18 protein-coding genes are annotated in these 26,109 nt (G+C 73.3%); 11 read left to right on the top strand and 7 right to left on the bottom strand.

The window, feature by feature from the left end:
• Nucleotides 1-90: 90 nt before the first annotated feature.
• Both ACRAKJ_RS23045 and ACRAKJ_RS23040 read right to left on the bottom strand, forming a co-directional pair.
• A complete protein-coding gene (locus tag ACRAKJ_RS23045) occupies nucleotides 91-888 on the bottom strand; it encodes a DUF3152 domain-containing protein (protein WP_438923732.1) in 798 nt (265 codons plus the stop codon).
• The gene (locus ACRAKJ_RS23040) at nucleotides 885-2,441 is read right to left on the bottom strand and encodes a putative glycoside hydrolase (RefSeq protein WP_438923731.1); all 1,557 of its coding nucleotides are present in this window, start codon (nucleotides 2,439-2,441) and stop codon (nucleotides 885-887) included. The genes ACRAKJ_RS23045 and ACRAKJ_RS23040 overlap by 4 nt, the downstream gene beginning before the upstream one ends.
• A gap of 150 nt (nucleotides 2,442-2,591) precedes the next feature.
• On the opposite strand from ACRAKJ_RS23040, the gene ACRAKJ_RS23035 reads away from it, so the two are divergent.
• Nucleotides 2,592-3,626, top strand: coding sequence for a polysaccharide deacetylase family protein (locus ACRAKJ_RS23035; protein ID WP_438923730.1), 1,035 nt, complete (start codon nucleotides 2,592-2,594; stop codon nucleotides 3,624-3,626).
• Between the two features lie 126 nt (nucleotides 3,627-3,752).
• Here ACRAKJ_RS23035 and ACRAKJ_RS23030 read toward each other — a convergent pair whose 3' ends face one another.
• Nucleotides 3,753-5,816: a hypothetical protein gene (locus ACRAKJ_RS23030; RefSeq protein WP_438923729.1), complete on the bottom strand. Its 2,064-nt coding sequence runs from the start codon at nucleotides 5,814-5,816 to the stop codon at nucleotides 3,753-3,755.
• A 306-nt stretch (nucleotides 5,817-6,122) separates the two neighbouring features.
• Here ACRAKJ_RS23030 and ACRAKJ_RS23025 point away from each other — a divergent pair, with 306 nt between their 5' ends.
• The 3 genes from ACRAKJ_RS23025 to ACRAKJ_RS23015 all read left to right on the top strand — a co-directional run bounded on the left by ACRAKJ_RS23025 (nucleotide 6,123) and on the right by ACRAKJ_RS23015 (nucleotide 12,756).
• Nucleotides 6,123-8,165: a toprim domain-containing protein gene (locus ACRAKJ_RS23025; protein ID WP_438923728.1), complete on the top strand. Its 2,043-nt coding sequence runs from the start codon at nucleotides 6,123-6,125 to the stop codon at nucleotides 8,163-8,165.
• Nucleotides 8,166-8,185: 20 nt separating this feature from the next.
• The gene (locus ACRAKJ_RS23020) at nucleotides 8,186-11,953 is read left to right on the top strand and encodes a DNA gyrase subunit A (protein WP_438923727.1); all 3,768 of its coding nucleotides are present in this window, start codon (nucleotides 8,186-8,188) and stop codon (nucleotides 11,951-11,953) included.
• Nucleotides 11,954-12,078: 125 nt separating this feature from the next.
• Entirely contained in the window at nucleotides 12,079-12,756 is a 678-nt protein-coding gene (locus ACRAKJ_RS23015) for a hypothetical protein (protein ID WP_438923726.1), read from the top strand.
• A 72-nt stretch (nucleotides 12,757-12,828) separates the two neighbouring features.
• Here ACRAKJ_RS23015 and ACRAKJ_RS23010 read toward each other — a convergent pair whose 3' ends face one another.
• Both ACRAKJ_RS23010 and ACRAKJ_RS23005 read right to left on the bottom strand, forming a co-directional pair.
• On the bottom strand, nucleotides 12,829-13,563 hold the full coding sequence (locus tag ACRAKJ_RS23010) for a hypothetical protein (protein WP_438923725.1): 735 nt from the start codon (nucleotides 13,561-13,563) through the stop codon (nucleotides 12,829-12,831).
• A 92-nt stretch (nucleotides 13,564-13,655) separates the two neighbouring features.
• Nucleotides 13,656-14,684, bottom strand: a complete 1,029-nt coding sequence (locus ACRAKJ_RS23005) for an acyl-CoA dehydrogenase family protein (protein WP_438923724.1) — start codon at nucleotides 14,682-14,684, stop codon at nucleotides 13,656-13,658.
• A gap of 148 nt (nucleotides 14,685-14,832) precedes the next feature.
• On the opposite strand from ACRAKJ_RS23005, the gene ACRAKJ_RS23000 reads away from it, so the two are divergent.
• The 7 genes from ACRAKJ_RS23000 to ACRAKJ_RS22970 all read left to right on the top strand — a co-directional run bounded on the left by ACRAKJ_RS23000 (nucleotide 14,833) and on the right by ACRAKJ_RS22970 (nucleotide 23,012).
• Nucleotides 14,833-15,909, top strand: coding sequence for a CE1758 family FMN-dependent luciferase-like monooxygenase (locus ACRAKJ_RS23000; protein WP_438923723.1), 1,077 nt, complete (start codon nucleotides 14,833-14,835; stop codon nucleotides 15,907-15,909).
• On the top strand, nucleotides 15,909-16,490 hold the full coding sequence (locus tag ACRAKJ_RS22995; RefSeq protein WP_447008653.1) for an FMN reductase: 582 nt from the start codon (nucleotides 15,909-15,911) through the stop codon (nucleotides 16,488-16,490). The genes ACRAKJ_RS23000 and ACRAKJ_RS22995 overlap by 1 nt, the downstream gene beginning before the upstream one ends.
• Before the next feature lie 173 nt (nucleotides 16,491-16,663).
• Nucleotides 16,664-17,362 (top strand): GNAT family N-acetyltransferase, encoded by a 699-nt coding sequence (locus ACRAKJ_RS22990; protein ID WP_438926994.1) that lies wholly within the window; start codon nucleotides 16,664-16,666, stop codon nucleotides 17,360-17,362.
• 333 nt (nucleotides 17,363-17,695) lie between these two features.
• Complete coding sequence (gene hisG / locus ACRAKJ_RS22985) at nucleotides 17,696-18,559, top strand: ATP phosphoribosyltransferase (protein WP_438926993.1); 864 nt, start codon at nucleotides 17,696-17,698, stop codon at nucleotides 18,557-18,559.
• A gap of 188 nt (nucleotides 18,560-18,747) precedes the next feature.
• Entirely contained in the window at nucleotides 18,748-19,701 is a 954-nt protein-coding gene (locus ACRAKJ_RS22980) for an ATP-binding cassette domain-containing protein (RefSeq protein WP_438926992.1), read from the top strand.
• Nucleotides 19,698-20,540 (top strand): ABC transporter permease, encoded by an 843-nt coding sequence (locus ACRAKJ_RS22975; protein WP_447008652.1) that lies wholly within the window; start codon nucleotides 19,698-19,700, stop codon nucleotides 20,538-20,540. Before ACRAKJ_RS22980 ends, ACRAKJ_RS22975 begins: the two co-directional genes overlap by 4 nt.
• 390 nt (nucleotides 20,541-20,930) lie before the next feature.
• A complete protein-coding gene (locus tag ACRAKJ_RS22970; protein ID WP_438926777.1) occupies nucleotides 20,931-23,012 on the top strand; it encodes a glycosyl hydrolase in 2,082 nt (693 codons plus the stop codon).
• Here the strand turns inward: ACRAKJ_RS22970 and ACRAKJ_RS22965 are convergent.
• Both ACRAKJ_RS22965 and ACRAKJ_RS22960 read right to left on the bottom strand, forming a co-directional pair.
• On the bottom strand, nucleotides 23,002-25,101 hold the full coding sequence (locus tag ACRAKJ_RS22965) for an EAL domain-containing protein (RefSeq protein WP_438926776.1): 2,100 nt from the start codon (nucleotides 25,099-25,101) through the stop codon (nucleotides 23,002-23,004). The genes ACRAKJ_RS22970 and ACRAKJ_RS22965 overlap by 11 nt on opposite strands.
• A gap of 14 nt (nucleotides 25,102-25,115) precedes the next feature.
• Nucleotides 25,116-25,952, bottom strand: a complete 837-nt coding sequence (locus tag ACRAKJ_RS22960) for an SAM-dependent methyltransferase (protein ID WP_438926775.1) — start codon at nucleotides 25,950-25,952, stop codon at nucleotides 25,116-25,118.
• Nucleotides 25,953-26,109: the final 157 nt, after the last annotated feature.

Below are 26,109 nucleotides of genomic sequence, written 5' to 3'. Positions count from 1 at the left end.
GCCGTGCGGGTGCCGACCCGTGCGGCGGTGGCGCCGGAGGGCTGTGGCGCCGGGCGGCTGTGGCGTCGGGCGGCGGTGGCGTCGGGAGGACTAGGGCCACGGGTTCGCCGTGCACGCCTTCCCGTCCGCCACGACCGCCACGCCCTGGTCGGTGCCGTGGACGATCGCCGCCAGCTCGTCGTTCGCGGTGCTCAGCGTCTGCTGCATCATCAGCGGCGCCGGGCCGCCGTCGACCGGGCACACCTCGTGCCCGAGCCCCAGGAAGTGCCCGACCTCGTGGTTGACCGCGTAGAACCGGTAGGCCCGCAGGTCGCGGCCGAACGCGTGCGCGCCCCGGAACCAGCGCGCCGCGCTCAGGTACACCACCGACCCGGACCGGCACGACGTGTCGTAGGGCAGCTCGAACCCGCACCGGGCGCGCGCCGTGGCCTGCGAGGTCAGCCGGACCGTCAGCGCGGGCTCGCCGCTGTCGACCCGGCGGAAGGCGTGCCCGCGCCCCCGCCACCCGCGCGGGTGCAGCAGCGCCAGGTCGACCACGGCGGCGAACGAGTCGTCGCCGTGCGGCAGCTCCACCCCGTCCTCGACCTCCACCGAGTACTCGACGCCGCCCGCCGGGCCCAGCGTGCCCGGCACGACGCGGAACGTGTCCGCGCCCCGCTGCGGGAACGGCGGGCCGCCCGGCAGGTCGGCGTCGGTGGTGCGCAGCGCGTCGACCCGCGCGGTGTCCACCAGGGTGCCCGACGTCGGCCGCGTCGGCTTGGGCACCACCCCCGCGCTGGGCCACTCGACCCTGGTGGTCCGCGACGCCGCGCCGGCGTCCAGCACCGCCAGCGTCGCGACGGCCAGGCACAACCCGGTCACGTAGGGCAGCAGCGGCAGCGGCCTCATGCGGGCGCCAACCCCGCCGCGTCGTACCTGCACGCCGCGTTCCACAGCAGGAACGACGGCACGCCCGCGTCCCGCGACGCCGTCACCTGCGCCTGCACCTCGCCCGGCCCGTAGTGGTGGCCCAGGGAGAACGCCTGCAACCAGGGGACCACCGACGCCCCCGTGCCCCCGGTCAGCCGCACGAAGTCCGCGACCGACGCCTTGACGATCTCGTAGGGCTGGGCGTTCGGGTTGGCCACCCCGTACTCGCCGGGGCCCCAGTGCGACGGGTAGACCATCGGCGCGACGTAGTCGACGTGCTTCGCGATGACCGGGATGTCCTGCGCGATGTCGGTGCCGCTGTGCGCGGCGATGCCGAACACCGACGCGCCCAGGTAGGCGCCCAGCGGGCGCAGCACCTCGCGGTTGTCCCGCAGGAAGTCCGCTATCGACTGCTCGGGCGTGGTGGTCAGGCCGGGGAACGACATCTGGCCCAGCGGGCCGTCCGGCCGGCGCACGTAGTCGTAGAGGACGTCGTCGAAGCCCAGCTCGGCGGCCTCCTTCGCGATGGCCGTGTTGTAGTCGCGCACCTCGGCGTTGGCGAAGTTGGTGAACGCGTACTCGCCGTAGTGCGCCGACCAGGGCGCGCCGGAGGTGTTCTGGGCGACGCGGTCGCGCGCCCCGGACTCCCACGACGCCTTGCCGAGCACCGGGTCGCGGAACGCCACCAGCCGGCCGACCACGCGCAGGCCCAGGCCGTGCAGCTCGTCGAGCACCGCGCGGGCGTCGTAGTAGTTCTTGTTCGCGCCCACCTGCCGGGCCAGCGGCACCTGCGAGTCGTACCCGATCTCGCCGCTCTCGTCCTTCACGTCGAGCTGCACGGTGTCGATGCGCTTCTCGCGGGCCAGCGCCAGCACCGGTTCGCGCAGGTCGGCCGACGCCCACGCCAGCGCGCTCATGTGCACCGCGCGCATACCGGGGTGGGTCACCGTCACCGGCACGTCCGCGCTCCGCGTGTTGCCCGCCGCGTCACCCGCCTCGACCCGCACGGTCGCGGGCACCGCCGCCAGCGACGCCTCGAACCGGCCGTCGCGCACCGGCACCCGCTGGTCGCCGACCAGCACCGTCTCCGCGCCGTCCGCCGCGCCCTTCACCACCACCGGGCCGCGCGGCGAGGACGCCTCCACCGAGTCCACGGTCAGCGCCGGCGGCGTGCCGTCCACGGTGAAGGCGTGCTCCACCGCCGCGTCGGGCATCCACGGCAGCGGGTTCGCCGCCCGCACCTCCAGGGTGTGCTCACCCTCGGCCAACTCCACCCCGGTCAGCGTCATGCGCCCATCGGCCCGCTGGAGCTCGACCGGCTTCCCGTCCACCTGCACGGTGACACGATCGAGCCCACCGGGGTCCGCGGTCGTGATGGACACGCGCTCGACACCCGAAGGAGTGAGAACCGACCCGTCGGCCAGGTCGGCCACCGCGAGACCCGCGCCGCGGCCTTGCACGATCGTGGTGACGACGCCCGCCACCAGCAGCAGGACCACCACGCCGACCGCCGGTATGAGGACTCGCTTCATCTTGCGGGGCGTCTCGGGCATCGATGCGGCTCCGATCTCGGCACGACTGGGACCACCTGCGACTTACCGGTCCGGCCAAGATCAAACCGAAGGTCATCCGATGGTGTGATCACCCGTCCGCGCTGGTCCGATCGGCGCAACCATCGTGGTGTGAACACGTCGTCCAAGAGGGTCGCGCTCGCCCTCGTCGCCGCCCTGTGCGCCGCCTGCGGGCAGGACCCGGCCCAGGCGCCCGCGCAGCTCGCCCCCGCCCCGTCCGCCGAACCGACCGCCCGGACCCCGTCGTCCGCCGCGCCCCCGCCCGACCCCGCCTCGGTCGGCGCCAACGAGCTGGGCCAGGTGCCGGTGCTGATGTACCACCGGCTCACCGACCAGCCCACCTCCGTCTACGACCGCACCCCGGCGGCGTACCGGGCCGAGCTGGAGCGGCTGGCCGCCGAGGACTACGTGCCGGTCACCACCACCGAGTACGCCACCGGGCGGATCGACCTCCCGGCCGGCAAGCACCCCGTCGTGCTGACCTTCGACGACGGCGACCCCACCCAGTTCGCGCTCGGCCCGGACGGACAGCCCGCCCCCGGCACCGCGGTCGCGATCCTGCTCGACGTCGCCGCCCGCAACCCCGGCTTCCGCCCCGTCGCGAGCCTCTACGTCAACGCCGCCCCGTTCGGCTCGACCGACGGCGGCGGCGTCCTGCCCTGGCTGCGCGACCACGGCTTCGAGATCGGCAACCACACCCAGACCCACACCAACCTGGCCGGCGCCGACGACGCCGGCGTGCAGCAGGCCATCGCCCTGGGCCAGCGCGAGATCCAGCGCGCCGTGCCCGGCCTCGCCGTGACCAGCCTCGCCCTGCCCTTCGGCGCCGAACCCGCGAACGCCGCCCTGGCCGCGCGCGGCGCCTTCGACGGCGCGTCCTACGACCACGCCTGCGTGCTGCTGGTCGGCTCGAACCCGGCCCCGTCGCCCTTCGCCGCCGACTTCGACCCCCTGGCCACCCCGCGCATCAGGTCCCAGGACGCCGCCGGCCAGGAAGCCGAGTACGGCTCGACAGCCTGGCTCGACAAGCTGGCCGCCGCCCCCGCCTCGCGCTACACCTCGGACGGCGACCCGAACCGCATCGCCCACCCCGCCGCCGCCGGCCCCCCGGCCGCCCACCACGCCGCCCGCGCCCACGCCTACTGACCCGAGAGCCCAACCCCCAGCCCCCGAGAGTCCAACGCTCAGGCCCGGCGAGTCCTACGCTCAGGCCCGGTGAGTCCTACGCTCAGGACCGGTGAGTCCTGCGCTCGCGACCCATGAGTCCTGCGTTCAGGCGTGCGCCCGCGCCTGGTTGCGCAACGCCACCGCCGCGCGCTCCAACGCGCCCAGCACGCCCGGCGGCAGCTCGTGGTGCCTGCCCACGACCTCCTGGAGCATCACCTGCATCGGCGCGGACTCCTCCGCCTCCGCCACCGCGAGCACCTTGAACGCCGTGCCCGGCGGGAACACCACCCGCTCCTGCACCAGGCTGCCGAACGAGTCCACCACCGACACCCGCCGCCCCGTCACCGACCACAGCAGGAACTCCACCCGCCCGTCGACCGGCACCGTCGGCCCCGCCACCGTGCTCAGCACCCCGTGCTCCACCAGCACGTCACCCGTCCGGTACTGCCGCGCCTCACCCCAGCACACCGTCACACCCTGGTGCGCCGGCAGCCGCCGCAACCCCGACACCACGCCCGCCGCGTACGGCCACAACCTGCCCAGCCGACCCAGCCGCAACGCCTCGGTGACGATCTCCTCGTCCTGCTGGAGGCACGCCGACACCGCCGCCAGGTCCGTCACCACCGCCTCGAACGCCTCCGCGTCCTCCGGCCGCTCCGCGATGTGCCGGCACGCCACCGCCGCGTGCTCCCCGTACCGCTCGCCCAGCATCCGGCGCAACGCGTCCCGCTCCTGCTCGGTGCTGCGGTGGTCCGGCGGCACGACCTCGTCGCCCTGCCGCTCGCCCCACACCGGCGCGGGCGAGTCGCCCAGCGGGCCGTCCACGCTCAGCGGCACCGGCTCGTCCGGCACCACCGGCGCCGGCTCCTCCTCGGCCACCGGCGGCCGGGGCAGCGGCGTCGGGTCGCAGAACACCACCCTCAGCAGCCGGCGCACCTCCGGCTCCAACCGCTCCACCAGCGACGCGCCCGCCACCGCCACCGCGCCCGCCGTCGTGCGCCCCGGCGTGCCGACCGTCAACCGCGCCCACTCCGGGTCCACCGGCAACGCCCGCACCTCGGCGCTGATGTCCTCCGCGTCGCGCACCCACAACCCCGACGGCACGACCTCCAGGTACACCCCGCCACCCAGGTCGAACACCCCCGGGCCGCGCTCCACCAGCCCCGGCACCGGCGGCCGGTAGCCCGCCACCACCGGCTGGCCGCCCGGCGCGTACCGCACCTCCGTCACGTACGGCCGCCACGTCTGCTGCCCGCGCGGGTTCACCGCCACCACCGCCGCGCCGGTCCGCAGCGCACCCACCGGCAGGCCCGTGTAGAGCGACACCGGCTCGCCCAGCTCGTCGGCCACCGCCTGACCCTGGTGGTCGCCGCCGTACCAGACCAGCCGCACCCGCGACCGCGCCGCCGCCGACAACCCGCCCAGCAGCCGGCACACCTCCTCGGTCGGGATCGGCGGCTGACCCGGACCGCCCACCACGACCGTCAGCACGTTGTCCCGGCACGGCAGCCCCACCACGGACCGCGCGTCCGGCGAGGCGAGGTCGAACGGCGCGCGCTGCGCCCGCAGCCACAACCCCGCCGGGATCGGCTCCGACACCCCCACCTCGCCCGTCGGCCACGGCGCGTTCGGGTCCACCGCCTCCCACTGCGGCACCGGGAACCGCCTGCCCATCGGCACCGGCGACGCGCCCGGCAGGAACCGCAGCCAGCACCCGTACCCGCCCGCACCCGCCACGAACGCCGCGCCCGGCACCGTCGTCACCGCGCCGTCCGGCGCCACCACCTCAGCCTGGAGCTGCTCGGCCAGCCACTGCGCGGGCGCCGTCGGGCGCATCGACCCCGAGTGCGACGACATCAACCGCACCGGGCCCCGTCCCTGCAGCGCCGCCGCCACCGCCGGCCAGAACCCCGCCTCGTCACCGTGCGGCGGGTCGACCACGACCACCGTCCGCCCCCGGTCCACCGGCAGGCCACGACCCAGCGCCACCGCCTGCTGGCTCGCCCCGCCGGGCGGACCCACCACCAGCGCCGCGCCCGAGAACACCGCCGAGAACTGCGCGGGCGGCGGGGGAGGGGGTGTGCTCACGGCCGCCACCGGCTCGAACTCCGGTTCGACGACCTGCTCCACCGGCGGGGTCGTCTCCTTCGGCGCGGCACGTCGGAACATTCGGGCGCCCTCCAGGCGTTACTCGACCGAGACCCGCACCCTACCCGGAACGGGTGAAGCCGCCCGTGGCAGCTCGCCCAGTGTGCTCGTCCACAGTGGACCCCCGTCTCGACCGGGAGTGACGTGCACCACTCGCACCGCGTCACGAACCGCCCACGCCACGTACCCGAACAGGCATTCGAACACCGATTCGAACACCGAACCGCGCTTTTCCCCGTCGGTCGGCCGAACAATGTCGGACCAGGCGGTTACCCTCCACTACCGTGAACCGCTCCACGCACGCCACGACCTGGGGAGAACGACCCGGTGACCGCTGAGATCCTGTACGGGGCCGACGACCTGACCCACCTCGAAGGTCTGGAAGCGGTTCGCAAGCGGCCCGGCATGTACATCGGCTCCACCGACAGCAGGGGCATCAACCACCTGTTCACCGAGGTGGTCGACAACTCCACGGACGAGGGAGTCGCCGGTCACGCCACCAAGATCGTCGTCACCCTCCACCAGGACGGCAGCGTCCAGGTCGACGACGACGGCCGCGGCATCCCCACCGGCACCCACGCCAAGTCCGGCCTCTCCGGCGTCGAACTCGTCCTCACCCGCCTGCACGCCGGCGGCAAGTTCGGCGGCTCCGGCTACAAGACCTCCGGCGGCCTGCACGGCGTCGGCGCCTCCGCCGTCAACGCCCTCTCGCTCCGCTACGACGTCGTCGTCCGCCGCGAGGGCAAGACCCACGAGATGTCCTTCGCCCACGGCGTCCCCGGCGTCTTCGACGGCCCCGGCCCCGACGCGGCCTTCACCCGCGAATCCGGCCTCCGCGTCACCGGCCGCACGAGGAAGACCGGCACGTCCACCCGCTACTGGTACGACGCCCGCTACTTCGAGAACGGCGCGAAGCTCGACGTCGACGCCGTCCGCACCAAGCTCCGCAACACCGCGTTCCTCGTCCCCGGCGTCACCTACGTGCTGCACGACCACACCGGCGAGACCAAGACCGAGGAGACGTTCCACTTCCCCGGCGGCCTCGCCGACATGGTCGACTTCCTCGCACCCGCCAACGACAAGCCCGTCTCCGGCACCCTGCTCATCACCGGCACCGGCGTCTACCACGAGAACGCCGCCGACGAGAACGGCGTCATGCGCTCCAAGGTCGAGCGCCACGCCGAGGTCGAGATCGCCCTGCGCTGGGGCACCGGCTACGAACGCACCGTCGAGTGCTTCACCAACACCATCCGCAACGTCCACGGCGGCACCCACCGCCGCGGCTTCGAGCGCGCCGTCCTCAAGGCCGTGCAGGAGGCCATCGGCAAGACCCGCGGCCTCCTCAAGCCCAAGGAGGACCCGCCCACCCTCGACGACGTGCTGGAGGGCATGACCGCCGTCGTCCACGTGCGCATCCCCGAACCCCAGTTCACGTCCCAGACCAAGGACGAGCTCTCCACCGCCGGCATCACCCGCGTCGCCCTCGGCATCGTCGAGAAGCACCTCAAGGCGTGGACCGAGGACCGCCGCACCAAGGGCGAGGCCAAGATCGTCCTCCAGAAGGTCGTCGACGCCTCCCGGGTCCGCCTCACCCAGAAGCAGCAAAAGGACGCCGCGCGCCGCAAGACCGCCCTCGAAGGCGCCGCGATGCCGCCCAAGCTCGTCGACTGCCGCACCACAGGTGTTTCGCGAAGCGAACTATTCCTGGTGGAAGGCGACAGCGCCCTCGGCTCGGCCCGCATGGCCCGCGTCTCCGAGTACCAGGCCCTGCTGCCGCTGCGCGGCAAGATCCTCAACGTGCAGAAGGCCAGCCTCGCCGACACCCTGCGCAACGCCGAGATCGCCTCCATCGTCCAGGTCCTCGGCGCCGGCACCGGCCGCACCTTCGACCTGACGACCATGCGCTACGGCCGCGTCATCCTCATGGCCGACGCGGACGTCGACGGCTCGCACATCCGCACCCTGCTCATCACGCTGTTCGCCAAGTACATGCGGCCCGTGATCGAGGACGGCCGGCTCTACGCCGCCATGCCCCCGCTGCACAAGGTGATGACGAAGGGCCGCAACCCGGAGACCCACTTCACCTTCAGCCAGCGCGAGATGGAGCAGAAGGTCGCCCGGCTGGAGAAGGCGGGCAAGACCGTCGTCAAGCCGGTGCCCCGGTTCAAGGGCCTCGGCGAGATGGACGCCGACGAGCTGTGGGACACCACGATGAACCCGGCCACGAGGTCGGTGCGCCGCATCACCATGCACGACGCGGAGGCCGCCGAAGCCGCGCTGGAGCTGTTGATGGGCGAGAAGGTCGAGCCGCGCCGGGCGTGGCTCGTCGAATCGGCCGCCCGGGTCGACCAGTCCGCGATCGACGTCTGAACACGAGGGAACGACCGACCATGGCACGCCGCAAGACCCCGGTGACGAGGGTCGACCCGTCCGCCTTCGACCGCGCGGGCGCGCAGGTCTTCGACAACTCCCTGACCACCGAGATCGAGGACTCGTACCTGGAGTACGCCTACTCGGTCATCCACTCCCGCGCCCTGCCCGACGCGCGCGACGGCCTCAAGCCCGTGCACCGGCGCATCCTCTTCTCGATGAACGAGCAGGGGTACCGCCCGAACAGCCCCTACGTGAAGTCGTCGCGGGTCGTGGGCGACTGCATGGGCAAGTACCACCCGCACGGCGACACGGCTATTTACGACGCGATGGTGCGGCTCGCTCAGGACTTTTCCCTGAACACGCCGTTGGTCGACGGGCACGGTAATTTTGGGAGTCCGGACGACGGACCGGCGGCGAGCCGTTACTGCGTTGTCGGCGATACGCGCATCCGTCTTGCCGACGGTTCGAGCCCGCGCATCGCCGACGTGGTCTCCCTGGCCGCCGACTCCGAGGCCGACGCCGATTTCGAGGTGTTGGACAAGGACGGGAAGGCGGTTCAGGTCGACAAGGTGTTCAACTCGGGTGTCCACCCGACCGTTCGGATGACCACCAAGTCGGGTTTCTCGCTGCGCGGTAGCGAGAACCACCTGGTCCTGTGCCTGGAAGCCCCGGTGGGGGTGCCGCTGTTCCAGTGGCGGCGACTGGACGAGCTGCAGCCGGGCGCGGTCGTGGCCGTGGCGAGGAACGCGTGGTCCCAGGTCGTTCCCACCGCGCGTGAGTACCTGCTCGGTGTCCTCGCCGGCGCATGGGTGTCGGAGGGGTTCGCGAACGAGAGGCGTGCCGGTTTCAACAACACCGACGAGCACTTCTTCGCGGAGGTGCTGCACGCCTACGACCAGGTGGTCGGCGGGCAGCGGTACGTGTCGGAGAGGCAGACCCGTCGGGATCGGAAGCTCATCCGGGAATTGGACGTCCAGGACTTCGCGGGTGGCATGGACGCTTTCCGCGCCAGCCCGCTCGCGGAGTTCATCGGCCACCAGGCGCGGGACAAGTTCGTCCCGGAATTCGTCTGGAACGGCGGTTGGGGCGTCAAGCGCGCATTCCTGATGGCCGCTTTCGAGGGTGACGGCGGCTGCCGCGAAGCGGACAACAGCTTCACGGTCCAGTACTCGACGTACAGCGCCCGGCTGGCCCGGGAGATGCAGGAACTCCTGGCCGAGTTCGGGGTCATCGCCGCCCGCCGCCCGTACACGAGGCCCAACGGCTCGGTGGAGCACCGCCTGGTGGTGTCCGGTCTGCGCAACGTCCGCGCGTTCGCGGAGCGGGTCGGCTTCCTCAGGACCAAGCAGGCGAAGCTCCAGGCGCTGCTCCGGCACTCGCCGGTGTCGCCGCACCGGCTGAGCGCCGACAGCGTGCCGTTCGTGGCCGACTACGTCCGCGGTGCGGTGGACTTCGACCGGCGGGGCAGTGGTCGGAAGTGGCTGACGAAGCACAACTTCGACCGCGTCGAGCGCTGGGAGACCGAGCGGCTGCGGATCATCGACCGGATCAAGGACACCGAGGTCCTGGCGACGATCCTGCCGATCATGGACTCGGGCTACCGGTTCGAGCCGGTGACCGAGGTGGAGGCGTGCGCACCGGCCGAGGTGTACTCGGTGCGCGTGCGCTCGGAGGACCACTCGTTCCTCGCGGGTGGGTTCGTCAACCACAACACGGAAGCCCGCATGTCGCCCGCCGCGATGTTGCTGGTCGGGGAGTTGGACGAGGAGACCGTCGACTTCCGGCCCAACTACGACGGGTCGCTCGAGGAACCGTCCGTCCTGCCCGCCGCGTTCCCGAACCTGCTGGTCAACGGCACGTCGGGGATCGCGGTCGGGATGGCGACGAACATGATCCCGCACAACCTGGGCGAGGTCGTGGCGGCGGCGCGGCACCTGGTCACGCACCCGGATGCCACGTTGGACGAGCTGATGGGGTTCATCCCCGGTCCCGACCTGCCCACGGGTGGTGTGCTGCTGGGGCTGGACGAGGTGCGCAAGGCGTACGAGACCGGTCGCGGTGTGGTGCGGATGCGGGCCAAGGTGGAGACCGGGTTGCTGGAGGGCAGCCGGGGGCGGCAGGCGATCACGATCACCGAGCTGCCGTACGGGGTGGGTCCGGAGAAGATCATCGAGAAGATCACCGACGAGGTGACCAAGTCGAAGCGGCTCACCGGGATCTCGGACGTGAAGGACCTGACCGACCGGGAGAACGGCGTCCGGGTGGTGATCGAGTGCAAGGTCGGGGTGAACCCGCAGGCGCTGCTGGCGGACCTGTACCGGCTCACGCCGATGGAGCAGTCGTTCGGCATCAACAACCTGGTGCTGGTGGACGGGCAGCCGCGGACGTTGGGGCTCAAGGCGCTGCTGGACGTGTTCCTCAAGCACCGGTACGAGGTGGTCACGCGGCGCACGCGGTACCGGCGGCGTCGGCGCGAGGACCGGTTGCACCTGGTCGAGGGCCTGTTGAAGGCGCTGCTGGACATCGACAAGGTGATCAAGCTGATCCGCGGTAGCGAGAACGCGGCGGCGGCCCGCGAGGGGTTGGTGTCGCGGTTCAAGCTGAGCGAGATCCAGGCGAACTACATCCTGGACACGCCGTTGCGCCGGTTGACCCGGTACGACTCGCTGGAGCTGGAGGCGGAGCAGGAGCGGCTGCGCGCGGAGATCGCGGAGCTGTCGAAGATCCTGGACGACCCGGCGGTGCTGCGGCGGGTGGTGTCGAAGGAGCTGGGCCAGGTCGCGAAGGACCTGGCGCAGGAGCGGCGGACGACGTTGCTGGACGGCGATCTGAAGGAGGTGCTGGCGGCGTCGAAGCCGGCCGGGCCGCTGGAGGTCGCGGACGACCCGTGCCAGGTGGTGCTGTCGGCGACGGGGCTGGTGGCGCGGACGGCGGCGGAGTCGGAGGAGTCGTCGGAGGCGCGGCGGCGCAGGGGTCGGGTGAAGCACGACGCGGTGGCGGCGACGGTGCACACGACGGCGCGCGGTCAGGTGCTGCTGGTGACGAACCGGGGTCGGGCGTTCAAGACGGACGTGCTGCCGCTGCCGGTGCTGCCGGAGCAGGGGGGCACGCTGTCGTTGAGCGGCGGCATGGCGGCGAGCGAGCTGGTGGCCCTGGACAAGGGTGAGCGGGTCGTCGGCATCGCGCCGCTGGTGGCCGGGGATTCGCCGGGGTTGGCGCTGGGCACGCGGATGGGCACGGTGAAGGTGTGCTCGCCGGAGTGGCCGGTGCGGTCGGACGAGTTCGAGGTGATCACCCTGAAGGAGGGTGACGAGGTGGTCGGCGCGTCGTGGTTGGGCGGGCCGGACGAGACGCTGGTGTTCGTGTCGTCGGAGGCGTCGCTGCTGCGGTACTCGGCGTCGCTGGTGCGGCCGCAGGGGCTCAGGGGTGGCGGCATGGCGGGCATCAACCTGGGGTCGGACGCGCACGTGGTGTTCTTCGGGGCGGTGCGGACGGACGACGACGAGCACGGTGAGCCGATGGTGGTGACGTCGTCGGGGCAGAGCGTGAAGGTGACGCCGTTCTCGGTGTACCCGGCGAAGGGCCGGGCGACGGGTGGTGTGCGGGCGCAGCGGTTCCTGAAGGGCGAGGCGGGCCTGGTGCTGGCGTGGGTGGGTCCGCGTCCGGCGGGTGCGGCGCGCAACGGGTCGCCGGTGGAGCTGCCGGAGGTGGACGAGCGGCGGGACGGGTCGGGGCACGCGCACCCGGGTCCGGACGTGGTCGGTCACCTGGTCGAGCGGGACTGAGCGGGTACCGGGCGGGTACCGGGCGGGGGGCCGGGCGGCGGCTGAGCGGGACCTGGCGGGGACCCGGGCCGGGGACGGCGGTCGGCCACAGGTGTGGACGGCCGCCGTTGCGGGCACCTCAGGGTGTGATCACCGAGAGCGAAGTGCTGGTCCCGGCCCGGTTCGGCGGCGCGGCGGACACGGCCCACGGCGGCTACACGTGCGGTCTGCTGGCCACGGCCGCCCCGATGGCGGGCACGGCGGTGGTGACGCTGGTGGCGCCCGCGCCGCTGGAGCTGCCGATGCGGCTGGAGGCGGGGCCGGACCAGGCGGTGCTGGTGTTCGGCGAGGAGGTGGTCGCGACGATGACGACCACGGCCGAGACGATCCCGCCGGCGCCGCCGGTGAGCGGGCTGGAGGCGGACCGGGCGGTGGAGGAGTTCCTCGGCCGGGAGGGGCACCCGTTCCCGTCGTGCTTCGTGTGCGGGCCGGAGAGCGTGGACGGCCTGCTGCTGGCGCCGGGGCCGGTGGGGCCGAACGCGGTGGCGTGCCCGTGGGTGCCGGTGGAGAACTCGCCGGAGGTGGTGTGGGCGGTCCTGGACTGCCCGGCGAGCTGGGCGACGGACGAGCCGATGGCGTTGACGCGGATGGCGGCGGACGTGCTCGTGCCGCCGAGGGTGGGTGAGCCGCACGTGGTGGTCGCGCGGCAGGTGCAGCGGGTGGGGCCGGTGGCGAACACGCTGACCTCGATCTACGCGGCGGACGGCACGGTGGTGGCGGTGGCGACGGCGCAGTGGGCGGCGCTGGAGGCGCTGGAGGTGTGACGCCCCGGCCCTTGCGGAGGCCGGGGCCTGGCGGGGACCGGAGCGTCACGGGGCCGGAGCCGTGCGGAGCGGTCAGGTCACGTGGGTGGCGCCGGTGGTGGACGCCTTCGCGGCGGTCGGCAGGCCGTCGTAGACGCCGCGCCAGTAGCCGGACAGGGGTTCGGTCACGTACGCCTCGTAGACGTAGGTGCCGTTGTGGAAGTAGCGGGCCGTCACGGTGGCCGCGGTGGTCCAGGTGGTGTTGTCGGTGGAGAACTCGACGCGCGCCACGGGGACGGTGGGTGGCAGGACGTAGGACGGGAAGCCGAGGGCGGCGTAGAACCGCACGTCGCCGGAGGGTTGGCGAGCGGCGGTGATGGTGCTGTTGTTCGTGGGTTGGAGCACGTTGACCTGGGGGACGTCGACGACCGCCACCGCCAGGTCGGAGGTCGCGGGCGAGTTCCAGGCCTGGAAGGTCACCCGGTAGAAGCCGGTCCTGGGTGGTGCGGTGCCGATCCGCCACCCGCCGGGCTGCGACAGCGTGGACGCGCCGCCCCAGGACGTGGAGCACGAGGGGTCGGCGCAGTGGCGGGCGTGGATGTGCGCGCCGGGCACGTCGACCCAGCCGGTCTCGGTCAGCTTCCTGATCGTGCCGGTGATCGACACGTTCTGGCCGAGGTCGACGGTGGTCAGGTCGACGGTGGCGGTGAGTTCGGTGGGCACGGGCGGGTCGGCGGCGGCCGGGGCGGCGAGCGCCCCCGTCACCGCCGCCGTGAGCGCGACGACGGTGGCCGCGCTCGCGATGAGCTTGCTGCGTAATCGGTTCATCTTCTCCCCAAGCGGAACCGGTGCGTGCTGTCAGCGCTGCTGTCGGGCTTTCACAACGGCGCGTTACCGGTTGGGCCGCCCGCCGAGGACGGCTAGCGCGCCTGGAGGACCTCGCCGTACCGGTCCAGGCTCGCGTTGGGGTGCAGCACGGCGTGCAGGCTCAGGGCGTGCACGTCGCGCCGCACGCGGTGCAGGACGTCGTCGCCGGGGCCGAGCACGTCGGCGGCGTCCTTCGCGCGCAGGCACGCCTCGCCGAGGTCGCGGCGCACGCGGGTGCGGTCCTCGGGGGTCCACGGTCGGGTGGTGGCGGACTTGCGGTCGACCGCGTCGGCGGCCCGGTGGGCGTGGAACTCGGCCTCGTCGGCGAGCACGGTCGCCTCCCGCGCCCGGGGTGCGTCGGGGTGCGCCTGGACGGCCCCGCGCGCCAGGCCGGCGGCGGGCGCGCCGACGGTCGCGCAGGCCGCGACGGCGAAGGGGGCGCGGAACATGGGGGTGGTCGCGTCGGGGTCGCCCGCGAGCAGCGGGTCGAGGTCGAGGACGCGTTCGGCGGGGACGAACACGCCGTCGGCGACGGTGGTGACGCTGCCGGTGGCGCGCAGGCCGGTGGTGTGCCAGTCGTCGAGGGCGGTGAGGTCCGCGGTGGGCACGGCGAGCACGACGGGGCGGGCGTCGGTGGTGCGCACGGCGGCGACGACGGTCCAGTCGCTGTGCTGCGCGCCGGTGGTGAACGCCCAGCGGCCGTTGACCAGCACCCCGCCGGGGGCGGGTGCGGCGGTGGCGGTGGGGCTGAGGATGCCGGTGACCCGCGCGTCGGGTTTGGCGAAGACCTCCTGGCGGACGGCTTCGGGGAACCGTCCCGCGACCCAGGCGGACACGGTCCACACGGCGGCGGTCCAGGCCGCCGACCCGTCGCCGCGGGCCAGCTCGGCGATGACCCGCACGACGGTGGCGAGGTCGGCCTCCTCGCCGCCGTGCTCGGCGGCGACGCGCATCCGCAGCACGCCGGCGTCGGCCATCGCCCCCAGCGCCTCGTCGTGCAGTCGGCGGTGCCGGTCGCCCCAGTCGGCGTGCGCGCGCAGGACCGGGACGATCCCGGCGGCGCGCCGGACCAGCTCGTGCACCGTGCCTTCCCCCCGAACGACGTCCCCGCGGTTGGTGTGAACACCCACCTTGGCGTGGTCCGCGCCACCCGGCAAGGACGGAATAGCGGATCACCGGGTACGGTTGACCAAGATAGTTGAAAGTGCAATCACTTGAGGAGTGGTGGTCATGCAGTTCGGTGTCTTCACCGTCGGCGACGTGACGCCCGACCCGACCACGGGCCGGACGCCGACCGAGGCCGAGCGCATCAAGGCCATGGTCACGATCGCGCTCAAGGCCGAGGAGGTCGGCCTGGACGTCTTCGCGACCGGCGAGCACCACAACCCGCCGTTCGTGCCGTCCTCGCCGACGACCATGCTCGGCTGGATCGCGGCCCGGACCGAGAAGCTGATCCTGTCGACCGCCACCACCCTGATCACCACCAACGACCCGGTGAAGATCGCCGAGGACTACGCCATGCTCCAGCACCTGGCCGACGGCCGGGTCGACCTGATCATGGGGCGCGGCAACACGGGCCCGGTGTACCCGTGGTTCGGCAAGGACATCCGCGACGGCATCGACCTCGCCATCGAGAACTACGCCCTGCTGCGCAGGCTGTGGCGCGAGGACGTGGTCGACTGGGAGGGCAAGCACCGCACCCCGCTCCAGTCCTTCACCGCGACGCCGCGCCCGCTCGACGGCGTGCCGCCGTTCGTGTGGCACGGCTCGATCCGCAGCCCGCAGATCGCCGAGCAGGCCGCGTACTACGGCGACGGCTTCTTCGCCAACCACATCTTCTGGCCCAAGGAGCACTTCCAGCGGCTGATCGCGTTCTACCGCGAGCGCTTCGAGCACCACGGCCACGGCGCCGCCCACCAGGCGATCGTCGGGCTCGGCGGCCAGGTGTTCATGCGCCGCAACTCCCAGGACGCGGTCAGCGAGTTCCGGCCCTACTTCGACAACGCCCCCGTCTACGGCCACGGGCCGTCGCTGGAGGAGTTCACCTCCCAGACGCCGCTGACCGTGGGCAGCCCGGAGCAGGTGGTCGAGAAGACGCTGACCTTCCGCGAGCACTTCGGCGACTACCAGCGCCAGCTGTTCCTGGTCGACCACGCGGGCCTGCCGCTCAAGACCGTGCTGGAGCAGCTGGACATGCTCGGCGAGATCCTGCCCACCCTGCGCCGCGAGTTCGCCGTCGGCCGCCCCGCCGACGTGCCCGAGGCGCCCACCCACCGGTCCCTGCTCGGCGTGAAGGCGGACGCGTGATGACGACCCTGGCCGTGGTGCACGCGGGGCTCGGCTCCCCGTCGTCCACCGAGCTGCTCGCCGGCCGGCTGGCCGCGGCGACCCAGCGGCTCCTGCCGGGCTCGCAGGTGCGCACCGCGCACCTGCGGGACCTGGCCCGGGACGTGGCCGACAACCTCGTCACCGGTTTCCCGAGCGCGCGGCTGCGCGCGGCGGTGGCGGACGTGGTGGAGGCCGACGCGCTGATCGCGGTGACCCCGACGTTCAACGCCTCCTACAGCGGGCTGTTCAAGTCCTTCGTGGACGTGCTGGACCCCGACTCGCTGGCGGGCAAGCCGGTGCTCATCGGGGCGACCGGCGGCAGCGAGCGGCACTCGCTGGTGCTCGACCACGCGCTGCGCCCGCTGTTCGCCTACCTGAAGGCGGTCGTGCTGCCGACCGGCGTGTACGCGGCGTCGTCGGACTGGGGCGCGGAGGGCCTGCCCGGTCGCATCGACCGCGCCGCGGGCGAGCTGGCGGACCTGCTCACCGGGCGGCCCGTCGCCGCGAAGCGGACCGGCGAGGACTTCGTGCCGTTCGACCAGCTCCTCGCCGGCCGCTGACCACCGTCGACAGCACCACCGTCGACAGCACCGCCGTCGACAGCACCGCCGCCGACAGCACCGCCGTCGACAGCACCGCCGCCGACAGCACCGCCGCCGACGGCACGCCCACCGCGCCGCCCCGCGCCGGAACGGATTCGATCACCGGTGGGGGCGGCGCATAGGGTGCGACCATGTCCGCCTCGCTGCACCTGGCGGTGCGCAACGCCGTCGTCCTGAACACCGCGCTGGCCCGTGCGCGCGGGCACGACCTCGTGACGCGGCCCGGTTTCCTCGCGGTGTCCGGGCCGCCCCTGCTGCGGGTGCTGCTGCTGCGGCCCGACCCGGACCCCGACGACCTCGCCGAACTGGCCCTGCTGGTCGAGGCGGCGCGGTCGCGGGTGCGGGTCGAGGACCCGTTCTCCACCGTCGACGGCGCCGCCCTCGGCCTGACCGCCGAGCACCTGCCGGTGATGCTCCGCCACGCCCGGCCCGTGCCGCCGCCCGCCGCGGTGGTCACGCCGGTGCGCACCCCCGCCGAGGCGGCCCTGGTCGAGCGCGTCGTCGTCGACGGCTTCCCGCTGCCCGGCTTCCCGCCCGGCGGCGCGCTGCCCGCCGCCCTGCTCGACACCGACGGCGTGGCGCTGCACCTGGCGTGGCGCGACGGCGAACCGGCCGGCGCGTGCCTCACCGTCGACGCCCACCACGCGCGCGGCGTGTACTGGCTGGCGACGCTGCCCGGCCACCGCTCCCGCGGCGTCGCCCGGTCGCTGCTGCACGCCGTGCTCGCCGACCCCGTGCCGGCCACCCTCACCGCGACCGAGCAGGGCCGCGCGCTCTACGACTCGCTCGGCTTCGAGGTGGTCGCCCGCGCGACCTGGTGGTCGAACTGACCACCCGCGCCCGCCCGGCCCGGCCATTGTCGCCGCCCCACCGGCCCCGCCCCGGCGCGGTTACCCGGTCACCGGCCGGAAACGTCCCCGCGCGTTCCCCCGATCAGGTGGGACGAGTCCGGCCGGGCTTTGCCGGCGCGGGTGAACGCCCGGCGAATGACCGCTGTCGACCGCGCCACGACGCGATTGCGCAATTCGCCGGTCGGAAGTCCGGAACAGCGGTCCGGGGACCGTTCCCCGCTCCTTCCACACCGTGGGACACCTGCGCATACCCGGTCGCGGGGGGCATCCCCGGAACGGGGAAGGGGGGCCCGGTGTGGGAGACTGCGCGCCATGGCTCCTCTTCGCTTCGCCCTGCCCAACAAGGGTTCGTTGAGTGCTCCCGCGGCCCAAATGCTGGCCGAAGCGGGGTACCGGGTGAACAGGTCCGGCCGTGAGCTGATCGTGGCGGACCCGGCAAATGACGTTCAGTTCTTTTTCCTGCGGCCCCGCGACATCGCGGTCTACGTCGGCGAGGGTTCGCTCGACGTCGGCATCACCGGTCGCGATCTGCTGCTCGACTCCACGGTGTCCGCGAAGGAGATCCTCCCGCTGGGCTTCGGCCGGGCCAAGTTCTACTTCGCCTCGAAGCCGGGCGGCATCGAGGACGCGTCCGGCCTGGAGGGCAGGCGGATCGCCACCAGCTACCCGAACCTGGTCAAGCAGCACCTCGACGAGCTGGGCCTCAAGGCCCACCTGGTGCGGTTGGACGGCGCGGTCGAGACCGCCGTCGAGCTGGGCGTCGCCGACGCGATCGCCGACGTGGTGGAGACCGGCATCACCCTCAAGACCTCCGGCCTGGAGACGTTCGGCTCGCCGATCCTCAAGTCCGAGGCCGTCCTGATCCAGGGCGACACGGTCGCCGAGACCCCCGAGGCGGTGCGCGCCGTCGAGATCCTGCACCGCCGCCTCCAGGGCGTGCTCATCGCCCGCCGCTACGTCATCCTCGACTTCGACTGCCCCGTCGAGGCCCAGGAGGAGGCGTTCAAGCTCGTGCCGGGCATCGAGTCGCCCACGGTCTCGCCGCTGGCCCGCGAGGGCTGGGTCGCGGTGCGCTCCCTCGTGCCGCGCGACGACGCGCCGTTCATCATGGACGAGCTGTGGCGCGTGGGCGCCCGCGCCATCCTGGTCAGCTCCCTGGACACCTGCCGCATCTGACGGCCCTCCCGTGCCACTCCCGGTCCACCTCGCGGCCCGCCAGACCCGATCTGGCGGGCCGTCTCGCGCCTCAGGGGTGAGGGCGCCCGCGTCGTCGAGCGGCTCCGATCAGTTTTCACCGGAACGCACGTCATGACAGTGGACGACGGCGCCGCCGCCGACCGCACGTCCGCCGAGGAAGGACCACTGTGAACGCCATCGAGACATCGGGACTGGTCAAGGTGTTCGGGGACACCCGCGCCGTGGACGGCGTGGACCTGACCGTCCCCGCCGGCGCGGTGTACGGGCTGCTGGGCCCCAACGGCGCGGGCAAGACCACCACGGTCCGCGTGCTCGCCACCCTGCTCAGGCCCGACGAGGGGGAGGCGCGGGTGTTCGGCCACGACGTGCGCGCCGACCCGGACGCGGTGCGGCGGCTCGTCAGCCTCACCGGCCAGTACGCCTCCGTCGACGAGGACCTGACCGGCACCGAGAACCTGGTGCTGCTGGGCAGGCTGCTCGGCCACGGCCGCGCCCACGCCCGGCGGCGCGCCGCGCGGCTGCTCGACGCGTTCGGCCTGGGCGAGGCCGCGGCCAAGCAGGTCAAGCACTACTCGGGCGGGATGCGCCGCCGGCTCGACATCGCCGCCAGCATCCTCAACACCCCGAAGCTGCTGTTCCTCGACGAACCCACCACGGGGCTGGACCCGCGCAGCCGCAACCAGGTGTGGGACATCGTCCGCGCGGTCGTCGCGCACGGCACCACCGTGCTGCTGACCACCCAGTACCTCGACGAGGCCGACCAGCTCGCCTCCCGCATCGCGGTCGTCGACCGGGGAAAGGTCATCGCCGAGGGCACCAAGGGCGAGCTGAAGGCGTCCGTCGGCGCGGGCACGGTGCACCTGCGGCTGCGCGACGCCGACCAGCGGCCCCGCGCCCGGGAGGTCCTCGTCGCCGCGCTGGACGCCGAGGTGCTGCTCGACCACGACCCGGTCGCCCTCACCGCGCGGCTCACCGGCCGCGCCACCGAGCAGGCCGCCGAGGCGCTCGGGCGGCTCGCCCGCGAGGGCATCACCGTCGACAACTTCTCCCTCGGCCAGCCCAGCCTCGACGAGGTCTTCCTGGCCCTGACCGACAAGAACGCGAAGGGGGCGGCGGCGTGACCGTCACCGACGAAGCCGAGCTCCTGGCCGCGCCCAAGCCCGAGGACCTCGCGGCGGTCCTGCTGGAGACCGAGCGCCCGCCCCCGCCCGGCGCGCTGTCCGCGTCGCTCACGTTCGGCTGGCGGGCCGTGCTGAAGATCAAGCACGTGCCCGAGCAGCTCTTCGACGTGACCGCGTTCCCGATCATGATGGTCCTGATGTTCACCTACCTGTTCGGCGGCGCGCTGGCGGGCTCGCCGGGGGAGTACCTCCAGTACCTGCTGCCCGGCATCACGGTCACCAGCGTCGTGATGATCACCATGTACACGGGCGTCGCGGTGAACACCGACATCGAGAAGGGCGTGTTCGACCGGTTCCGCACGCTGCCGATCTGGCGGCCCGCGCCGATGGTCGGCTACATCCTCGGCGACCTGCTGCGCTACGTGCTGGCGTCCACCACCATCGTGGTCGTCGGCCTGGTCCTCGGGTTCCGGCCCGGCGGCGGGGTCGTCGGCGTGGTGCTCGGCGTGGCCGTGCTGGTGGCGTTCTCGTTCGCGTTCTCCTGGATCTGGACGACGTTCGGCCTGCTGCTGCGCAGCGAGAAGTCCGTGATGGGCGTGAGCATGCTCGTGCTGTTCCCGCTGACGTTCCTGTCCAACGTCTACGTCGTGCCGACCACGATGCCGGGGTGGTTGCAGGCGTTCGTCAACGTCAACCCGGTGACCAAGCTGGTGGACGCGGTGCGCTCGCTGATGGCGGGCGGCTTCGACGGCGGTGCGCTGCTGTGGACGCTGGGCTACGGCGTGGCGTTCACGGTCGTGTTCGGCACCTGGACGATGAGGCTCTACAACCGCAAGTGACGCGGGGCGCGCGGCCGGTGGGCGGGCGGCCCGCCGGCCGCGGCGCCGCAGGCGGAAGCGCTCGTGCCCCGGGCAGGCGCACGACGCACCGGTCGACACGGTCCCCCGCGGGTGGGCCGCGAGGTCGGGGTGGCGCGCGTCGCGCCTGCGCAGGGTGTCGCGGATGCGGGCGGTGACCGCCTCGCGGGTGCGTTCGGCGTCGTCGCCCAGCCGGCGGCTGCGGCCCGCCAGGTCGGCGGCTGCGGCCCGCAGGCCGGCGGCGGCGCGCAGCACCCCCGCCGAAGGACCCCCTTTGTCTATCGGGCCGCGCACCCTATGCTTCTGGGAGCGCTCCCAGAACGATGGACGCGGCCAGTGCCCCTGCCAACGACGGTGAAGGGACCACACGACGTGAGGTTGTTGCTGCTCGTCACGCTGATGGCGTCGACGCTCGCGGTGCCCGCGACCGCCGCCGCGGCGCCCGGCCCGTGGCTGGAGGCCGAGGACGGGACCCTCTCCGGCACCGTCGTGGAGTCGACCGTCGAGGGCTTCTCCGGCGCCGGCTACGTGGCCGGGTTCGACGAGCCCGCCGACGCGCTGACCATCACCGTGCCGGACAGCCCGGGCGGCCTGCACGACCTGACCGTCCGCTACGCCGCCCCGCACGGCCCGAAGAACGCCGCGCTGTCGCTCAACGGCAGCCCGGTGGGCGAGGTGCCGCTGGCCGAGAGCGCCGGGTTCACCGAGGCGACCGGCGCGAAGCTCCAGCTCGTCGAGGGCGACAACACGGTCACCTTCGGCACCGGGTGGGGCTGGTACCTGGTCGACGCCATCAGCCTCACGCCGAGCGCCCCGCCCGCGCCGGGCACGCACGAGGCCGAGGACGGCGAGCTGTCCGGCACGGTCGTCGAGTCCACCGTGCCGGGTTTCTCCGGCCGCGGCTACGTCGCGGGCTTCGACGCCGCGACCGACCACGTCACCATCACCGTCCCGGACAGCCCCGGCGGCCTGCACGACCTGTCGATCTCCTACGCCACGCCCTACGGCCCGAAGACCGCGTCGCTGTCGCTCAACGGCGCCGGCCTCGGCGACGTGGCGTTCCCGGAGAACCCGACGTTCACCGGCATCGCCGCGGGCAAGGTGCTGCTGAGCGAGGGCGACAACACCGTCACCATCACCAACAACTGGGGCTGGTACCTGATCGACTCGATCCGGGTGACGCCCAGCGCGCCGCGCGGACCGCACGGGGTGACCGGCGCCCTGACCGACCCGGCCGCCACCCCCGCCGCCAAGGGCCTCATGCGCTACCTCGCCGACAACTACGGCGAGAAGACCCTCTCCGGCCAGCAGGACCAGCCGAGCATCGACTGGGTCGAGCAGAACACCGGCAAGGCCCCGGCCATCGCGGGCCTCGACCTGATGGACTACTCGCCCAGCCGGGTCGAGCGCGGGACGACGGGCCGCGACGTCGACCAAGCCCTCGCCTACGACGCCCGCGGCGGCATCGTCACCCTGGCCTGGCACTGGAACGCCCCGTCCGGCCTGATCGACCAGCCGGGCAAGGAGTGGTGGCGCGGCTTCTACACCGACGCGACGACGTTCGACGTGGCCGCCGCGCTCGCCGACCCCGCCTCCACCGACCACGGCCTGCTGATCCGCGACATCGACGCCATCGCCGTGCAGCTCAAGCGCCTCGCCGACGCGAACGTGCCGGTGCTGTGGCGACCGCTGCACGAGGCCGAGGGCGGCTGGTTCTGGTGGGGCGCCAAGGGACCCGAGCCCGCCAAGGCGCTGTACCGGGTCCTGTACGACCGGCTGGTGCGCCACCACGGCCTGCACAACCTGGTCTGGGTGTGGAACTCGGTCGCGCCCGAGTGGTACCCGGGTGACGACGTCGTCGACGTGGTGAGCGTGGACTCCTACCCGCCGGTGGGCGACCACGGCCCCGTCATCGGCCCCTACGAGCGGCTGGTCGAGCTGGGCGGGGACCGCAAGCTCGTCGCGCTCGGCGAGGTCGGGTCCATCCCGGACCCGGAGCTGGTGCGCGCCTACGAGGCCCGGTGGAGCTGGTTCGTCACCTGGTCCGGTTCGTTCATCCAGGACGGCGTGACCAACCCGCTCGACTTCGTGCGCCGCGTCTACCACGACCCCGGCGTGATCACGCTCGACGAGCTGCCCGACTTCAAGCGCACCCCCGGCGACTGCACCGCGACCATGCGCGTGGTCGCCCGGTGGGGCAGCGGCTACCACGCCGAGGTCACCCTGCGCCACGCCGAGAACGCCCCGTCGAACGGGTGGGCGGTGACCTGGCAGCTCGGCGAGGGCCAGCGGATCGACGCGCGGTGGAGCGCGGGCATCACCACCAGCGGCACCACCGCCACGGCCACCAACCTGGCCTGGAACGCCGCCGTGAAGCCGGGGGAGAGCACCACCTTCGGCTTCCTGGCCACGGGTTCCCCGACAGCGCCTGCCTTGACTTGCGCTATCGGGTGATCGCGTCCGGTGGACCGGCGGGGGAGAACAGGGGACCGGACGCGGTGTCCGCACCCACCTCCCGCCACCACCGGGCCTGTTCGGGTGTCGTGACGCCGGTCGCGGTCAGGCCGAGGCCGGCGTCGCGCACCACCCCCAGCACCCCCGCCAGCGCGCGGGACACCGCCGACGCCGGTTCGGCGGCGGCGGACTGCGGCACCCGCACCGCGCGCACCGACAGCCCCTCGACCACCCGCACCAGGTCGCCGGGCGCGGCGGTGAAGTCCTCCACCTCGACGCCCACCCCGCCCTCGGCGAGGACCTCCAGGTTGTCCGCCGCCTCGCCGCGACCGCCGAACAACGCCTCCGCGGGCGCGCCGAGCCGCAGCGACGACGGCGCGAGCGCGGTGTCGGCCAGCGCCTCGCGCACCACGCCCACCAGGTCGGAGTCCGCGGCCTGGCCCGCCGTCAGCGCCCAGCGCACCGGCACGTCCCGGCCCAGCTCCTCGCGCCACGCCCGGGCCTGCCCGCACGCCTCGCGCAGCACCCACGCGCCCAGCGGCACGATCAGGCCGGTGTCGTCGGCCAGTGCCAGGCACTGCTCGTGCGGCACCTCGCCCAGCCTCGGGTGGTCCCACCGCAGCAGCACGTCGGCGGACTCGACCTCGCCGTCGGCCAGGCGCACCACCGGTCGGTAGAGCAGCTCCAGCTCGCCGTGCTCCCACGCGCCCGGCATCGTCGCGGCCAGGCTGAACGTGCGCCGGTCGCGGCCGTCCTGCGCCGGGTCGGCCAGCTCCCACTGCCGCCGCCCGCTCTCCCGGGCGCGGCGCAGCGTCAGGTCCGCCGAGTCGAGCAGGTCCAGCGGCGACGAGTCGCGCGGCGGGCGGTGCACGACGCCGATCGTCGCCGACACCGCGACCCGGTTGCCCCCCGAGGTGAACGGCGCGGACAGCAGGTCGTTGACGCGCCGGACGGTGCTCACCACGTCCGGCGTGCTCGCCGTGTTCTCCACCAGGATCGCGAACTCGTCGTGCCCGAACCGCGCCACCATCGCGTTCTCCCCGGCCACCAGGTCCTGCAACCGGCCGGCGACGACCTTGAGCACGTGGTCGCCGACCCGGCGGCCCAACCCGCCCGTGATGCGGGAGAAGCCGTCGAGGTCGAGGTGGTAGACGCTCACGCCGTAGCTCGGGTCGGCGGTCCGCAGCGCCTGCTCCAGCCTGCTGGTGAAGAACTGCCGGTTGGGCAGCCTGGTCAGCACGTCGTGCAGCGCCTGGTTGTTGAGCTGGCCCTGGAGCAGGTTCACGTCGGTGGCGTCCTCGGCGAGCACCACGACCCGCCGCGAGCCGTCCGCCTGGCGCAGCGGCGCGAGCGTGAGCACCACCCACGCCGGTTCGCCGTCGCCGCGCAGCAGCTGGTGCGGCTGCGTGATGGCCTCCGTGTTGCCCTCCACCAGCTCGGCCAGGTCGGCGCGCAGGGCCACCCGCCCGTCGGGGTGCGCGAGGTCGACCAGCCCGAGGCCCACCAGCTCCGCGGGCGGGCGGTCCACGATCCGCGCCAGCGCGGCGTTGGCCTCCACCAGCACGCCCTCGTGGTCGGCGACCGCGAGACCGGTGGAGGTGTGCTCCTCCACGATGTCCTGCTTGGCGCGCAGCACCTCCAGCTCGGCCTGCGACTGCCGCATCGCCCGGTACATCGAGCGGCCGAGCTGCTCCTGCTGCTCCAGCGTGCTCGTCCTGACCCGGTCCGCGAAGCCGGCGGCCAGCGCGGCGGTCACGTTCGCGACGCGCTCCGCGATCCGGTCGGCCGGGGCGAGCGAGGCCATGCCGAGCAGGCCCTTGGCCACGGCCTCCATCGACACCTGGAGCGCGTCCGCGGTGGTGCAGTTCAGGCCGACCAGCCCGGCGCCCACCTCGCGGCCCGCGCGGCCCGCCAGCGCCTCGGTCGCGACACCCGCGCACAGCCGCTCCACCAGGCCGAGCAGGTGCCGTTCGAGCTCGACGGCGGTCATCGGGACGAACGTCCGGGAACCGAGCAGGTAGGCCCACTTCTTGGCGAGCCTCGTCCGGGCGCGCAGCCCGTCCGCGTCCAGGGGGAGTGGAGCGGTCATCCCGGCTGCCCCGGTCACCGGCTCGCGTCCGGCGACGCCGGCTTGCGCCCGACGCCCACCCACACCTGGGTGTTGTCCTCGGCCCGGTCGGCGATGTCCCCGACGCCCGCCGGGCGCCACAGGGCGCAGCCGACGACACCGGGCTCGACCAGGTCGTAGCCGTCGAACAACTCCGACACCTCCTCGTGGGTGCGGTAGACCAGGTTGTCCTCGGCCCTGCTGCGGCGCACCTGGTCCGCCGCGCGGCGCATGGTCTCGGCCCGGTCGTCGGCCGTCGCGTGCGAGATCACCTGGTAGCTGCCGGCGGGCAGCCGGTCGCGGTAGCGGGCGAGCAGCCGCGCGGGCCGCTCGTCGGGGGTCAGGAAGTGCACGACCAGCAGCATCAGCAGGCCGACCGGCTCGTCGAGGTCCAGCAGCCCGGTGACCTCGGGCCTGCCCAGCAGGTCGTCGGGCTCGCGCAGGTCGGCCTGCACGGCCGCGGTCCGGTCGTCGTCGGCGAGCAGCAGGCGGCTGTGCGCGACGGCCACCGGGTCCTTGTCGACGTAGACGACCCGGGCGTCCGGGCAGAGCGCCCGCGCGACCTCGTGGACGTTGCCCACGGTCGGGATGCCCGAGCCGATGTCGAGGAACTGGCGCACGCCGCTCTCGACGAGGTGGGCGACCGCGCGGCGCAGGAACGCCCGGTTCAGCCGGACCAGGTCGCGCGCGCCGGGCAGGGCGGCGACCACCCTCTCCGCCATCGCCCGGTCCACCGCCAGGTTGTGGGCACCGCCCAGCAGGTAGTCGTAGGTCCGCGCGATGCTCGGCACGGTGGTGTCCACACCCTCGGGGACCCAGTCCAGGTCGTTCATCTGTTCTCCGGCAATGTCACGCTCGGGGGTCGGAACTGGACGACGATATCCAACCCCGTGTGGCTGTCAGGCACCAGCCGATCCATCAAGTTAACTCTAACGCGTGATGCCGCCGACGTCCGAACGGCGCATAGAGTGCACGCCGTCCACCACCGGC

It is taken from the genome of Saccharothrix sp. DSM 118769, assembly GCF_052936295.1.
The sequence above is the reverse complement of the archived record's forward strand: the minus strand, read 5'-3'. Positions and strand labels throughout refer to the sequence as shown.